This window comes from Peribacillus sp. TH14, from assembly GCF_016651145.1.
GTDB lineage: Bacteria > Bacillota > Bacilli > Bacillales > DSM-1321 > Peribacillus > Peribacillus butanolivorans.
The window spans coordinates 936,171-950,450 of the sequence record NZ_JAEKEK010000001.1; the positions used below are offsets into that span (position 1 = coordinate 936,171).

Below are 14,280 nucleotides of genomic sequence, written 5' to 3' on the forward strand. Positions count from 1 at the left end.
AAAAAAGGCGGAAAAATGCCGTAATCACGTTTAAAGGTTCATCGTTAATAGAAAAAAACATCTCCATAAAGCGAAGATGTTAGGAATATATTTAGAAATAAACTCTTTTTTCATTATCAATGTTATTTAATTCAGGGAACGATATTGTAATCAGTTAAATCCCCTTCACTTTTAATACTTCACGAAGTCTGCATTTACTGCTCTTTTTTTCGATTTTGAGCGAACCCAAGAAACAATAAGCGCTGCTATAATTACAAAACCTAAATATCCTGTAACTGGGTATACGGTTCCAACCAATTTAATGAATCCTACGAAACTAGCAAGGAAAGCCAGTATCCCTACAACAATTACTGAAATTTTGAAGATTTTTGTTTCGGATGGAACAAATCTAGCAGTAAAAGCATAAAGCATTCCAACTGAAGTGTTGTAAATCATCCCCAAAAGTACAATTGATAGTATATAACCCAACCATGGAGAAATTTGATTGGCTAATATTAGAGTGGGCATTCCTGCACCTTCAATGCCTTTTAAATCAGATATCATTCCCATATTGATCAAGAATAATAATATTCCTAAACCGATTCCACCTAAAATACCGCCCATACCTGCCTCTTTCTTATTCTTAAACGTACCACCCATTACGGCTAACATTGCAATTCCAGCAGCCATATTATAGGAAACATACAGTAATGAACCCATAATCCAATTTCCAGTTGCTGCTGTTTCTTTACTAGAGGAAGAAATGATCTCATTAAAACTAAGATCAGATGTAAAGAATGAGTAACCCGAAATAATAATCATGATGATAAATAAAAACGGTGTGACTGCACTAATGATAGACATAATTTTATTAACATTAAGTAAGAGAGTTCCAATGGTAAGTACTGTCATCACTACAGCTCCTACTACACTTGGAATGCCAAATTGTTCTTCAAAAATAGTGCCAGAACCTGCAATCATAATGACAGTTACACCAAATAAGAAAAACGTGATCATAACATCAACCACTCTACCTAAATAACGACCACAAATATGATCGATTATACTTTTATGAGAGCGTGTTTGAAGGGCACAGCCCAACTGTGTAACCTGCATACCTAGAAAAGCAAATAATACAGTTGCTACTATAATTCCCAATACACTGTAGATTCCAAAGCTCGTAAAGAATTGCAATACTTCTTGTCCTGAAGCAAATCCTGCTCCGATGATAATTCCAATATATGCACCTGCAAGATTTACACTGTTTTTCATATGAATTCCACCTTAATTAAATGATTATTCTGACAATTTAGTGTACACGAAACATTTCCCCATTCAATTCTACCCGTTTTTTTCATTAATAACTTTCCAGCTTCAGCGTTTTTACGATAAGGTTATTCACATCGCTCGCGAAGCTGGAATACTAAAACTGCTTAATTACTCATTTGGTATATCTTTTACTATAAGAAGTAAATTCATCGACAGTTGCGTAATCGACTTTAAAGCCAATACCAGCCGTCTTTGGAACAATAATGACTCCATCTTCCACTGTAACCTCGGGTTGAATGATGTCTTTATGCCAATAATTTGCCGATGCTGCCGTATCACCAGGCATTGTGAAATTATCAAGTGTTGTTAATGCGATATTATGGGCACGTCCGATACCTGATTCCAACATGCCTCCACACCAAACCGGTACATTTCGTTCTTTACATAAATCATGAATTTTCTTTGCTTCCGTTAAGCCGCCTACTCTTCCGATTTTAATATTGATGATTTTGCAACTTCCCAACTCAAGAGCTTTTCGTGCATCTTCTACGGAGTGTATGCTTTCATCCAAGCAAATCGGTGTTTTGATTTGCGCTTGTAATGTCGCATGATCCACAATATCATCAGATGACAAAGGCTGCTCGATCATCATTAAATCAAATTGATCGAGTTGTTTCAGTAACTCGATATCTTTCAAACGATAGGCAGAGTTTGCATCTGCCATAATCGGTACATTAGGATATTGCTTGCGTACTTCCCTGATTACATCTACATCCCAACCTGGTTGAATTTTGATTTTGATTCTTTTATAACCATCTTTCAAGCCGTTTTCAATTTTCTTAAGTAAATCAGCTACTGTTTCTTGTATTCCTATACTTATGCCTACATCAATTTTATCCAGTTCTCCGCCTAAAGCTGTACTTAATGGGATATTCTTTTCTTTTGCGTATAAATCCCAGATAGCTCCCTCGATTGCCGATTTTGCCATATTATTTTTACGAATATGTGAGAACATTTCCGATACCTCACTCGGATGTTCTAATTCTTTATCCAACACAAGCGGGATCAGGAAATCTTCCAGCATAATCCAATTAGTTTTAATTGTTTCTTCGTTATACCAAGGAGCTCCAAACGCGACTGATTCACCCCATCCTGAAAGTCCCTCTTCATTTTTCACTTCCACTAGGATAAACTCTTTATCTACAAATGTTCCAAAACTAGTTGTAAATGGAGCAGTCAAATCCATATTCAAATGACGTAAACGCACTTCTTTTATTTTCATCTCTATTCTCCTCTTATTCTGTTTTTTTTAATAAGTAGTTTTGGATGTTTTCACCTTGTTTTCGTTCAATTCCTACTACAACATACCCTTTGGAAAAAAGCGTTTGGAATAGTTCACTTGTTTTTACACGCCAATCAATTGCAAGGGAAAGATTTTCTTTTTTTATTTTTTGAATTTCCGTTGGAATGGGTATAGCCACGATTTCCGCAGTTGTTTCCAAACTATAATCTTCGATGAACGGAAAGCCTTGCTTATTCATTTCCGTCGTTACGATATGCGTCGCTTTATCAGTAAGTTGATCATCGCTCCCAGTTTCTTGCTCTAAATTCCATTCCACCATGAAACGATCAGTGGACAGTCCTTCATTAAGTTCGCCTTTAAGCTCCCCATAACAATCTTCCATATATGTACGGCAAACCGCTTTTAGTTTACCGATATTCAAGTTAGCATTCACACTTTCCAATGGATCATATGTCCAGGTAATTAAATGATAGCCTTTTTTAAGTGCTTCTTCTTTTTGTGCCAATTTAAGTAATCTACCGTATCCCTTCTTTTGATGTTCGGGATGGATAGCTAGCAAATGTGAGCAAAGAAAAACCTTTCCATCCTTAAATCCAGGGAAACTGTATTGAAACCCTACTAATTGATTATCGATGTAACCACCTAAAATAATGCCACCGTTTTTGACTGCTGTAAGCGTTTGATGGGTAGGGACACAATCCATGCCCCATACGAGAATTTCAAGTTGCTGCACTTCTTGTAAATCTTCTAGAGTAGATAAAGATTTAATGATTAATTCATTTGTCATATCGTCGTTCCCCCTCACCATATTTTTCAAAAGTAAGAATGATCGCTTTCGTTAGAATTTCAATTCCGGATAGCAAAGCTTCTTTATTGAATGTCATATTCGGATGATGTAGACCTGGTGTCAAATCACAGCCTAACCCAAGCATCGTCGCTTTGATTTCTGGTTTTTTTAATGTATAAAAATGAAAATCTTCTCCTCCAGTTGTAATAACTGGAGCTACTAAATTTTCTTTCCCTAGAGTATCTGCAATAGCTTCAGCCATTATTTCTTGAGCTTGGTTGTTCACAATTGCAGCAGCTACATTAGCTCCCGACTCCAGATTAATTTCAACTCCATTTGCGACGGCCAAAGCTTCTGCAACTTTTTCCACTCTTTTGGTAAGGTCTTTCATTACTTCATTATCCTGAGCTCTTAAATCCAATGAAAATGTAGCTTTCCCTGGAATGATATTGGAACTTTCGCCACCTGCAAAAAACTGTGTCATTTTTGCTGAAAAAGGTATGGATGGATTGAGATGGATATTGTTTAACAATGTAACGAATGATGCTCCTATTTCAATAGCATTTTGCCCCTGGTGCGGTCTAGCTCCATGTGCATCTGTCCCTACTATTTCTCCTTTAATAAACTGTGCAGCTCCATGAACAATTGCTGGTGCCGCCTGTCCATCTTTCACTTCCTCCGCTGGTCTTAAGTGCACACCATAAAGAAAATCAACATCATCCACTACTTTTTCGTCAATCATCTTTAATGCACCCGTACCTTTTTCTTCAGCAGGTTGAAAAATGAATTTCAGTTTTCCTTTGGGTTGAAAGTTCATTTCCTTCAATACCAGGAAAACTCCAAGAGCCAAAGTCATATGCCCATCGTGTCCACAGGAATGATTGGCCTGAAACGACCCATGCACTTCTTGCCAAAGTGCATCAATATCTGATCGTAATCCGACAGTGAAACTTCCATTCCCGATTTCTCCAATTACGCCCGTACAATCTTTAAATTTTTTCACAGAGCACTGATTTTCTTTTAAAACATTCGAAATGAATGCTGTAGTATTCACTTCATTCCAACTTGTTTCAGGATGAGAGTGTAAATGGTCAAATATTTCGATAATACGAGGTCTTAATTTTTCAATTGATTGTGTTATATCCATTTCTTTCTCCCCTTTTTTCTGTTAAAAGAAAAAATCATCATCTTGATTGAACGCATCATACATAGCCTTTCTTTCTTTAAATCCCTGCGCGTCTTTAATCGATACACCTGCTACTAAACTATTTAATAATGAGAATAGAACAGGTGCAGTATCGATAGTGGAGGTTCTAGGTGCTGAAATGGGCAATAAAACGTCCGAAAACTCCGCAATTGGAGCCAATTCAGAATCGGTAACTCCGATTACAAATGCACCCGCTTGTTTTGCCATTTCCGTAATTTTCACAGTTTCTTTCACATAACGATGAAATGAGATTGCTACAAAAACAGAATTTTCAGTTATTTTGTTTAGTTGTAAAAAAATATCATCTGTATCCGGTCTATATAAATGGACTTCTTCCCTTACAAGTCTAAGCGTAAAAGTTAACCAATGCGCCGCTGAAAATGATAAACGATGTCCGGAAATTAATACTTGGTCGGCTGCCGCCAATTTATCGACTGATTTTGTAAAATCATCATTTGATAGATTTTTTATTGTTTTTTCGATACTGACGATATCTTTCTGCATTACTTGTGCCATGAAGTTTGGCTGATTCGCAACTTCTAGTTTAGAAGAATGATATTCATTCAGGCTACTCTCGAATATTAATTGATTACGAATAAGTTTTTGAAGTTCCGCAAATCCACTTAACCCTAAAGAATAACAAAAGCGAATGATCGTTGTTTCACTCACCCCTATATCCTTCCCTAACTTTTGAGCTGAGCTGACTGCAAATGTATGTGAATGAACTAACAAGTAATTTGCGACCTTTTTTTGGCCAGTAGATAATCCAGGGAATACCTCTTTAACTTTTTCTTGCAAATCCATAAAACCTTCCCCTTACAGACAAAATATGAATCCAAAACTTTTTTATTACTATATGAAGTTTTCACTTCATTTATAATAGAGAATATTTTATCATGGGCATTTTAATAAAACAACAATATTCAGAATTTTTAATAAAAAAACCTAAATAAATATAAAACATTAGTCAAAAAAAAAACCACGAAGATTCTCCGTGGTTTTCATTACCTCTTATTTTTTATGACGCTTTGCATAGCCACATCGTTTGCATAGTTCTTCTACTGCACATCTTCTCGAAAAACCATCAAACATATTTTTAGCCCGTTCACCATTTATAATTTCTTCAAGAGATGATTCAAATATATTCCCCAGTGGAATTTTCCCTTCACTATCCAAACAGCAAGGAACAACTGTACCGTCCACTAAGATACCTAACTGGTCTCTTAGAGCATAACAGAAAATATTCTCATCGATAATGTCGCGGTCCAATTCTGGCCATTCAAATTTTTCAGCCATATTTATATAAACACGGTCCTTCAGTTTAATATTATTCTTATCCTGAAGAGCTTCACTTAATCGAATATCCAACGAAAGCTTCTCCTCCAACATACTGAGAATATCATCGTTTAGACCATTACTCGCCTTAAGCTCATCCGTATCCATATTCCATAATCGAATTGCGCAGATCATTTCACTTGTTTCGTTTGCCTCATTAATAAAGTCAGCAATATTACTCACATATGAGTCTAGACTATTACTCGTATCATTCGCTTCAAAGCTATGAAGTGAAATATTCACCTGACGAAGTGCTTTTTTGGAAAGCAGCTTTTCTTTAACCTTTTGAATCAAAGTACCATTCGTTGTTATATTCACTTTCAGATCATGTTCGGCACTAATATCCAAGAAAGTTCCTAAATCTTTATTTAAAAATGGTTCACCCATCAGGTGAAAATAAATATGATCGGTGTGTGGTTTGATTTTCTCAATAACATGAGTAAAACCATCCGGATCCATAAACTTCAGTGTCCTCTGCAAGCTAGAACTAGGACAAAAATTACATTTCAAGTTACATATATTCGTAATTTCTACATAAACTTTCTTAAACTTTCTCATTATAAAATACCCCTAAAGTCATGCTATATTGTCAATCTGATTCTAACTATACGTGTTAGCGGCTCATAAATGCAATGAAAAGTTAATTGTAGCGGTACAAAGGGTGAAATTAAAATCACAATTATGTAAACTTATTATATATTTGATTTCATTTACCAATTACCCTTTCATTCAAGGTTCCAAAAATCCCCTGATTGAGTCAATCATGGCTTAATTTCCTCATTTCACTTCCTCATCACCTATAGATCTTTTGTATTTTTTATAAAATCAACGGATAGATCTGATTTCATTTTCAGGCCATGATTCCACTAAGGTCATTTTCCAGATCCTTATGCTCTGCACTTTTATCCGATATTCCCTAGTCTTCTATCTTTTTCCTAATGTGGGAAGGCGGAAAAGTTCCGTGATTAATTGTTCAACGTTAATAGAAAAAACATCCTCAAAAACCGAAGATGTTAGGTAATACTAAAATATATTGGGGTAAATTTACTTTTCCTTCTGTTCTGTGACCTTTAAACTAAGTAATTTTTCATTGGTAAGATCATGTTGGACTGCCACAGTGACTTTGAATTTATTGCCTTTCTCCACGACTAAGAAACTAAAATCGTCTTCCACCTGATTTTCCCCTATTGTTTTTCTTCCCTTATATTCATAATCAGTAATCTCAACTTCAGGGTAATCGGCCTGTACGACGGCGATTGCAATCTTTCCGTATTTTTCGTAATCTGGTTTTTGGGCATGTGTTGATATGGAACCAAATTGTAAAATTACAAGAAGTCCTAAAATCATCATGATGACTTTTTTCAAAACCATTTCCTCCTCATACATCCTGTTAGTTTTATTATGTTAAATTGTTCATTTGTTATGCAGCTTGTTCGCTTCTTTTACAAGCATAATCCCAACTAACCGGTTCCGTTTCCATTCCTCAGGAAATACAGAAAATGGAGGATTGGTTTCATCCACCAAATAACTAAGTTCAATTGTCATTCCCGGGCGCTTGAACTCGGTTATGAACCAATCCGTAAATCCGCTGCCTACAGCCTCCTTTTCCGGAAAGGTCAGTTCATAACCTGTTAATTCTGCTGTTTTTTTCGCAATGCCATAATCCCTCGCCATATTCTCTCTCTTATTTTTATAATGCCAGAAAATTTCCCGGCCGGATGTATGATAGGACACCGCAATTGTGGGATCAACTTTCTTCGTAAAATCCGCAAGCGCTTTAACCTCTGTAGCTTCTAGCGGTTGTTCCCCTTTATAAAATTGATAAGTAGGTTTTTTTGCATCACTCATTACTTCTTCCCACCCAATCGGATATTGCCTGTTTAAATCAATCCCTTTTGCGTTGGCCTTCCACCGCGACCAATTCGTACTATATCGATTCATTCTCCAGACCCCTGCTTTTTCAAGGAAATTCAAATTTGATAAATCTCCTTGTTGAATGCTGACTCCATCAGGATTCAGCATCGGGATAAACCAGATGCTCACTTCATCCAATAAACCTGAAGGAAACCCGCCTATTGGTTTGCCCGCTTGATAGGCTGCTGCATAATCTTTTAGCATAGTCATCAACAGGATAGAGCTTAGCCATTCTCGCCCATGATGTGAGCCTACTAGTAAGATGGATTTTTTCCCTTTCCCTAACCTGACTGCTTTTATATATTTTCCTTTTTCCGTTTTTCCAATTTTTTGGACTTCGAATTTATACTGATTCTGAATTTCTTGTAGGTCCTTTTCCATTTGTCCAGGTGAATACACCTGTTCTGCGCGTGGTGCTTCAGGAAAAAAAAGAAGACCAATCAATACTATTAAGATTATCTTTCTCATGTTCTCACCTTTTATTTTTATTCAGGTAAAAAGCAACAACCGCGGCCCGTATACATCGCCACTTATTGTAAGTAAATGTTCTACCCAATCTGAACAAAATACAAATAGCTCCTAAGGAGGAGAACTACATGAAAATTGCGGATTATGATCAGGCTTTGTTTCACACACACCGCTCTGATTGGGACAGCCTGTTAGTATTAATGGTTCGTACGAAAGATCACTTTCTTTCGAAAAAAATAGAACATTTTTTACACGCCTATCGGTTTGAGCATGATTATCAAATTATTCAATCTCAACTGTATGCACTGCTTCGTTATTTGGATCATGCGGCAGAAAAGACAAGTGATTATTTAAGTGAACTCCCAAGCTAAAATCAACAATAGTTTTTGCAAAACGGGAAAATATATACAAGAAGAAGATTAATTTCATGGGGATTTAACTGTGGCGGGTGAAAACCTAAAAAAAAGGGTCAGGTATTTTTATACCTGACCCTCATCCATTATTTTTTCATTGTTGCATAAGCAGTTGCATACATTTTAAGTTCTTCAATTAAGGCCTCGACAAGTAACGCAGGCTCTTCAGTTAAACCGTCATTCTCATAATCGAAGCAATGCGGATCAAGCACTAATTGTTTTGAAATCACATTTGCATATAGGCTTCGGCCCACTGTTCTCATAGAATTTAACGCATTAATCCCACCTTTACCACCGCCTGATACAGCTAGTAAAGCAACTGGTTTGTGTGTAAATTGATCACTGCTTAGAAAATCCAATGCATTTTTCAAAGCGCCACTCATCGAACCATGATATTCAGGAGATGTCAAAATCACTCCATCCGCTTCTTCAATACTTTTACGAAAATCTTGAATTACATTCAATTGATATTGCTCGCCTTCACCTGAATATAAAGGAATCTCACTGTTACTTAAATCGATTAGTTCTGCTCCATATTGCTTGGAAATGAAGCGAGAGGCAATCCCTGTACGCCCTTGTTTACGTGGTGATCCATTAATGATGACTAATTTCATGTATAATACTCCTCCATTGTTTCTATTTGAATATTTCACCCATGTTACTCTCTTTTTCAGTATATCAAAACCAGCTAAAAATTTCCTTGAATTAGAGACATTTATTACACTAAACGTATTCCAACTTCATCTAAAAAACAACTTTTACGCAAAAAAACGAAGGACCTGAAGCCCTTCGTTTACATTTATCTGTTTATCACTTTAGACTAATGCTTCAATTTTACCCATAAAGTCTGCTATAACAGCTGATAATTTAGCTTCTGATTCCGCCATCGTCTTGCCTTGGACACCGAAATAAAATTTAATTTTCGGTTCTGTACCTGAAGGACGAAGGCATACCCATGTCCCATCTTTAAGGAAGTATTTCAATACGTTTGATTTCGGAAGCTCAATTAGCTCTTCACTATTTGAAGTTAGTGAATGCTTTTTGCTGCTCTGATAGTCTTCCTCGACGACTACTTGGATGCCTGCGATTTGCGTTGGCGGGTTCTGACGGAATTGATCCAATATTCCTTGAATCTGTTTCGCTCCTTCAATTCCTTTTAACGTTAATGAACGCAACCCTTCCAGATAGAAGCCATATTTTTCAAAGACGTTCAATAAACCTTCATAAAGAGTCAATCCCTGCTTTTTGTAATAAGCACAGACTTCGACAGCAAGCACTGCTGCTTGAATAGCATCTTTATCACGAGCAAAATCCTTAATTAAATATCCGTAGCTTTCTTCATACCCAAACAAAAAGCTGTGTTCGCCACTTTTATTATATTGATTTATTTTCTCAGCAATGAATTTAAATCCGGTAAGTACATCCATCGTCTTTAAGCCATAGGACTCTGCAATTGTCCGCCCGATTTCTGAAGTCACAATGGTTTTTAAGACAATTCCATTTTCAGGTATCGTACCTTTTTCTTTTTTCTGAGCTAGTAAATAATCTAGAAAAAGCGCACCTGTTTGATTTCCAGTCAGAACGACATATTTGCCCGATTTGTTCTTCACGGCAATACCAAGTCGGTCGGCATCTGGGTCTGTCGCAATCAATAGGTCCGCTTCGACTTTATTTCCAAGCTCGATGGCCAATTCAAATGCTGCAGGTTCCTCCGGATTTGGAGATTTGACCGTTGAAAAGTCTGGATCCGGTAATTCCTGTTCCTTAACGATATGGACGTTTTGATACCCTAAGCTCTGCAGGGCACGTCGGACTGATTTATTTGCCGTTCCATGAAGTGGAGTAAAGACTAGTGATACATCTATTTCCTCAGCAAGCTGTGGATTTTCAGGAACTGTGAGCAACTCTTTATTATAAGCTGCATCCAGTTCTTCCCCGATTATTTTAATAAGCCCTTGCTCTTTAAGATCTTTAGCTTCTTTAATTTGTAAATCAAGTTCACTTTCAATGGCATTCACGTAGCTAATCACTTGGTCAGCAGCTTCCGGAGGTAACTGTGCTCCATCTGATCCATAAACCTTGTAACCATTATATTCAGGTGGATTATGACTCGCTGTGATGACAATCCCAGCAAATGCATTTAGCTTGCGAACAGCAAATGACAATTCTGGAGTTGGGCGTAATTCATCGAATAAATAAGCCTTTACGCCAAATGTAGCCAAGGTTTTAGCTGCTTCGAGTGCAAATTCCGGAGACTTATGTCTTGAATCATAAGCAATGACAGCACCTCTCCCTTTTGCCTCTTCCCCGAACGTTGAAATATATTGAGCCAATCCAGCCGTAGCCTTTCTTACAGTGTAAATATTCATTCGGTTGGTTCCTGCTCCAATTTCTCCACGCATACCGCCTGTTCCAAATTCTAAATTCTTATAAAAGGCATCTTCGAGTTTAGCTTCATCCTGTTGCATTTCCTCAAGCAAGACACGTAATTCCCCATTTAAATTCTGATACCCTGCCCAAGTGGTGTATACTGATTTCCAGTCCATCTCTGACATCCCCTCTCAACGACCTTTTTTTAAAAACTTTTATGTATCTGTTTCTATAACAAAATTATCACATTTTTCCCAATAAATGAAGTAAAGGCTCGTAATAAAAAAAGCCACATCGAGCATGGCTTTTTCATCACGAGCTAGTTTAAATCTTTATTTTTCACCTTTTTGATAATGTAGTTTGTAAATATCATGGCGTCTATCTTTTAATTGTCTTACGGTACCCGATTGTCGCTCACGTCTTAATATCTCTAAATCAACATCGCCAATCAGAACCATCTCAAGATTCGGGCTCGTTTCCCCAACAATCCCGTCACGTGCAAATTCAAAATCCGACGGGGCGAAAATCCCTGATTGTGCATATTGGATATCCATATTTTCCGTTTGCGGCAGATTCCCGACAGTCCCAGAAATAACCGTATAAATTTGGTTTTCCACTGCACGGGCCTGAGCACAATAGCGAACACGCAGATAACCTTGTCGGTCTTCCGTACAAAATGGCGTAAAAATAATCTTAGCTCCCATATCAGTCGCAATCCGAGCAAGTTCCGGGAACTCAATATCATAACAAATTTGAATGGCGATCTTTCCACAGTCTGTATCAAAGACGCGTACACGGTCACCAGCATTGATGCCCCACCATTTTCTTTCATTCGGTGTAATATGAATTTTATATTGCTTTTCAATTGTCCCATCACGGCGGAATAAATAGGCTATATTATAGATATTATCGTCGTCTTCTTTAACGAAATGAGAACCGCCAATTATATTGACGTTATACCTTACAGCTAAAGTGGTAAACAATTCAATATACTGTTCCGTGAAATCTGACAGTTTCCGTACTGCCAAGCTTGGTGATCTTTCATTTAAGAAAGACATCAGCTGGGTCGTGAACAATTCCGGGAATACGGCGAAATCCGCATTAGCATCCGAAGCAACGTCGGTGAAATACTCGACTTGGTTAGCGAAGTCTTCGAATGAATCGATTTTACGCAGCATGTATTGCACGACGCAGATACGTACCGGTTCAGATGTTTTATAATAACGTTTTGTTTTCGGCTGATAATCAACGTTATTCCACTCCATGAGTGTAGCATATTTATTGGATTGCAAATCATCAGGCAAATAATTAGGATTTATCCTCATGAGCGTGAAGCCATTTAAAAGCTGGAACGATAGAACCGGATCATATATTTTATGTAATTGCACTTCTTTCACATATTCTCTTGGTAGCAATTCCTCCGCATGTTTATGGTAATTAGGAATCCTGCCGCCAATAATGATGCTTTTTAAGTTCAAATGGGCAACAAGTTCTTTTCTTGAATCATATAGTCTTTGACCAATTTTCATCCTGCGGAATTTAGGATGGACCATGACCTCGATTCCATATAAATTATAACCGTCCGGATTATGATTCGTGATGTATCCATTATCGGTTACATCATCCCATGTATGGCGATCATCATATTCGTCAAAATTAATAATGAGGCTAGAACATGATCCAATCACTTTTCCATCATATTCAGCTACAAATTGTCCTTCTGGAAAAATTTCCAGATGACTTTCAAGCTGATCGCGCTTCCATGGATCCATTCCAGGAAAGCAACTAGATTGTAAAGCAATTATTTCATCAATGTCCCCTAGCCTCATGTTACGTATTTCCATTATTTTTTCATATTTATGCAGGTCCAAATTAGGCATTTTCCTCAAACTCCTTTAATCTCTTCCATAAGAATTATACCCCTTATTCAAAAATTAAAACAACTGAACCTTCTCCAGCCTATTCAATACTTCCTAGATAAAACATTACTTTTCTTCCTTTCGGAGGCATATAGATAACATCTCTATTTTTTATTACCTTTCTTACTGCCAATTCGCCTACTGGGTAGCCTTATCGTACCATCATTACTTCTGTTAAATCGGGTTTAATTACCTATTATCTGTTAAGCTAACTGCCACTCTTTTAAAGTTTTCAATTCTTCCCGCGTCCAAATCTATTCTGTACCCCCATAAAAAGAATATATATTTTACAGACCGCATCCATACATACTATAATTTTCATAAGAGAAAAAAGAGATGGGGAAGAGGATCGATGAACAATACAAAACGCAGCGGGGAGAATATATTATTTGTAGCCTGGGCTGCTTCCATCATTGCTATGCTTGGAAGTTTATATTTTTCTGAGATTAAGCAATATGAACCATGTATGCTTTGTTGGTATCAGCGGATTATCATGTATCCTTTTACAATCATTTTAGGAATTGCAATCATTCGAAAAGATTATTGGATCAGCTTCTATACCATGATATTATCTGCAATTGGTGCATTTATTTCAACTTATCATTATTTAATACAAAAGGTTTCATTTTTTTCCGAACATACCCTAGCATGCGGAAGGGTTCCCTGTACAGGACAATATATTAACGTTTTTGGTTTTATTACCATCCCGTTCCTAGCTTTAACTGCATTTGTCATTATTTTCATATGCAGTTACATCGTATGGACAAGATCCAAGGAGGTTGCAGCTTAATGAAGAAAATGGTTATATTTTTAGTGATAATCGTCGCGCTTTTTGTCATACTAGGCGTTTTGACAAACTATAAAAAAGAAGAAAAATCAAAAGGAAATCCGTATGGCAAAGAGCATCTTAAATCCGCCACCGTCGATCAATTGGATGACCCAAATTATCAAAATCTGATCCTTCCCGAAGAATTAGAGAATGACCTTCAAGATAAAGAAGAAATGACTGTTTATTTTTATAGTCCTACGTGCCCTCACTGTCAAAAAACTACACCTATCGTAGCTCCGTTGGCTGAAGAGATGGGTATCGATCTCGTTCAATACAATTTATTGGAGTTTGAACAAGGCTGGAGCGATTATGGCATCAAAAGCACGCCGACAATTGTTCACTTTAAAAATGGAAAAGAACAAGAACGTATAGTTGGCTATAACGAAGAACAAACCTTCAAAAAATGGTTTGAGGACAATGATATTAATTAAGGATAGAAAAAAATGAGTCGGCTATAACGGGAAAAGTATTTCCGTTATAGCCGGCT

Annotated in this window: 14 protein-coding genes; 3 read left to right on the forward strand and 11 right to left on the reverse strand. The window is 37.0% G+C overall.

Translation table 11 applies throughout. The annotated features are described in order from the left end of the window. Positions 1–171: 171 nt before the first annotated feature. The 8 genes from JFU50_RS04720 to JFU50_RS04755 form a co-directional block, all read right to left on the reverse strand. Positions 172–1,251 carry a YkvI family membrane protein gene (locus tag JFU50_RS04720; protein WP_201221900.1) on the reverse strand — a complete coding sequence of 360 codons (1,080 nt, stop codon included), beginning with the start codon at positions 1,249–1,251 and terminating at the stop codon, positions 172–174. A gap of 169 nt (positions 1,252–1,420) precedes the next feature. After that, on the reverse strand, positions 1,421–2,530 hold the full coding sequence (menC, locus tag JFU50_RS04725; RefSeq protein WP_201221902.1) for an o-succinylbenzoate synthase: 1,110 nt from the start codon (positions 2,528–2,530) through the stop codon (positions 1,421–1,423). Positions 2,531–2,543: 13 nt separating this feature from the next. Next, positions 2,544–3,338 carry a GNAT family N-acetyltransferase gene (locus JFU50_RS04730; RefSeq protein ID WP_201221904.1) on the reverse strand — a complete coding sequence of 265 codons (795 nt, stop codon included), beginning with the start codon at positions 3,336–3,338 and terminating at the stop codon, positions 2,544–2,546. Further along, complete coding sequence (locus JFU50_RS04735) at positions 3,328–4,485, reverse strand: M20 peptidase aminoacylase family protein (RefSeq protein ID WP_180320452.1); 1,158 nt, start codon at positions 4,483–4,485, stop codon at positions 3,328–3,330. Before JFU50_RS04735 ends, JFU50_RS04730 begins: the two co-directional genes overlap by 11 nt. Positions 4,486–4,506: 21 nt before the next feature. Next, a complete protein-coding gene (locus tag JFU50_RS04740; protein WP_201221906.1) occupies positions 4,507–5,349 on the reverse strand; it encodes a MurR/RpiR family transcriptional regulator in 843 nt (280 codons plus the stop codon). 207 nt (positions 5,350–5,556) lie between these two features. Further along, a complete protein-coding gene (locus tag JFU50_RS04745; RefSeq protein ID WP_053344729.1) occupies positions 5,557–6,438 on the reverse strand; it encodes a radical SAM/SPASM domain-containing protein in 882 nt (293 codons plus the stop codon). Between the two features lie 486 nt (positions 6,439–6,924). Further along, positions 6,925–7,245, reverse strand: coding sequence for a DUF3889 domain-containing protein (locus JFU50_RS04750; RefSeq protein ID WP_201182296.1), 321 nt, complete (start codon positions 7,243–7,245; stop codon positions 6,925–6,927). A gap of 48 nt (positions 7,246–7,293) precedes the next feature. Further along, positions 7,294–8,262: a M14 family zinc carboxypeptidase gene (locus tag JFU50_RS04755; RefSeq protein WP_201221908.1), complete on the reverse strand. Its 969-nt coding sequence runs from the start codon at positions 8,260–8,262 to the stop codon at positions 7,294–7,296. A gap of 128 nt (positions 8,263–8,390) precedes the next feature. On the opposite strand from JFU50_RS04755, the gene JFU50_RS04760 reads away from it, so the two are divergent. Beyond that, positions 8,391–8,633, forward strand: coding sequence for a YhdB family protein (locus tag JFU50_RS04760; RefSeq protein ID WP_053344726.1), 243 nt, complete (start codon positions 8,391–8,393; stop codon positions 8,631–8,633). 128 nt (positions 8,634–8,761) lie between these two features. On the opposite strand, the gene JFU50_RS04765 is transcribed toward JFU50_RS04760, so the two are convergent. From JFU50_RS04765 to JFU50_RS04775, 3 genes are all read right to left on the reverse strand, one after another. Next, positions 8,762–9,289 (reverse strand): NADPH-dependent FMN reductase, encoded by a 528-nt coding sequence (locus tag JFU50_RS04765; RefSeq protein WP_053344725.1) that lies wholly within the window; start codon positions 9,287–9,289, stop codon positions 8,762–8,764. Positions 9,290–9,490: 201 nt separating this feature from the next. Beyond that, a complete protein-coding gene (locus JFU50_RS04770; protein WP_201221910.1) occupies positions 9,491–11,221 on the reverse strand; it encodes a phospho-sugar mutase in 1,731 nt (576 codons plus the stop codon). A gap of 156 nt (positions 11,222–11,377) precedes the next feature. After that, on the reverse strand, positions 11,378–12,925 hold the full coding sequence (locus JFU50_RS04775) for a bifunctional GNAT family N-acetyltransferase/carbon-nitrogen hydrolase family protein (protein WP_053344722.1): 1,548 nt from the start codon (positions 12,923–12,925) through the stop codon (positions 11,378–11,380). A gap of 391 nt (positions 12,926–13,316) precedes the next feature. Here JFU50_RS04775 and JFU50_RS04780 point away from each other — a divergent pair, with 391 nt between their 5' ends. Continuing rightward, a complete protein-coding gene (locus JFU50_RS04780) occupies positions 13,317–13,754 on the forward strand; it encodes a disulfide oxidoreductase (RefSeq protein ID WP_056530998.1) in 438 nt (145 codons plus the stop codon). Then, positions 13,754–14,224: a thioredoxin family protein gene (locus JFU50_RS04785; RefSeq protein ID WP_201182302.1), complete on the forward strand. Its 471-nt coding sequence runs from the start codon at positions 13,754–13,756 to the stop codon at positions 14,222–14,224. Before JFU50_RS04780 ends, JFU50_RS04785 begins: the two co-directional genes overlap by 1 nt. Positions 14,225–14,280: the final 56 nt, after the last annotated feature.

What these genes read in the sequence shown, in the direction of transcription:
- JFU50_RS04720 (WP_201221900.1), bottom strand. Translation starts at nt 1,251, where the DNA reads ATGAAAAACAGTGTAAATCTTGCAGGTGCATATATTGGAATTATCATC.
- menC (WP_201221902.1), bottom strand. Translation starts at nt 2,530, where the DNA reads ATGAAAATAAAAGAAGTGCGTTTACGTCATTTGAATATGGATTTGACT.
- JFU50_RS04730 (WP_201221904.1), bottom strand. Translation starts at nt 3,338, where the DNA reads ATGACAAATGAATTAATCATTAAATCTTTATCTACTCTAGAAGATTTA.
- JFU50_RS04735 (WP_180320452.1), bottom strand. Translation starts at nt 4,485, where the DNA reads ATGGATATAACACAATCAATTGAAAAATTAAGACCTCGTATTATCGAA.
- JFU50_RS04740 (WP_201221906.1), bottom strand. Translation starts at nt 5,349, where the DNA reads ATGGATTTGCAAGAAAAAGTTAAAGAGGTATTCCCTGGATTATCTACT.
- JFU50_RS04745 (WP_053344729.1), bottom strand. Translation starts at nt 6,438, where the DNA reads ATGAGAAAGTTTAAGAAAGTTTATGTAGAAATTACGAATATATGTAAC.
- JFU50_RS04755 (WP_201221908.1), bottom strand. Translation starts at nt 8,262, where the DNA reads ATGAGAAAGATAATCTTAATAGTATTGATTGGTCTTCTTTTTTTTCCT.
- JFU50_RS04760 (WP_053344726.1), top strand. Translation starts at nt 8,391, where the DNA reads ATGAAAATTGCGGATTATGATCAGGCTTTGTTTCACACACACCGCTCT.
- JFU50_RS04765 (WP_053344725.1), bottom strand. Translation starts at nt 9,289, where the DNA reads ATGAAATTAGTCATCATTAATGGATCACCACGTAAACAAGGGCGTACA.
- JFU50_RS04770 (WP_201221910.1), bottom strand. Translation starts at nt 11,221, where the DNA reads ATGGACTGGAAATCAGTATACACCACTTGGGCAGGGTATCAGAATTTA.
- JFU50_RS04775 (WP_053344722.1), bottom strand. Translation starts at nt 12,925, where the DNA reads ATGCCTAATTTGGACCTGCATAAATATGAAAAAATAATGGAAATACGT.
- JFU50_RS04780 (WP_056530998.1), top strand. Translation starts at nt 13,317, where the DNA reads ATGAACAATACAAAACGCAGCGGGGAGAATATATTATTTGTAGCCTGG.
- JFU50_RS04785 (WP_201182302.1), top strand. Translation starts at nt 13,754, where the DNA reads ATGAAGAAAATGGTTATATTTTTAGTGATAATCGTCGCGCTTTTTGTC.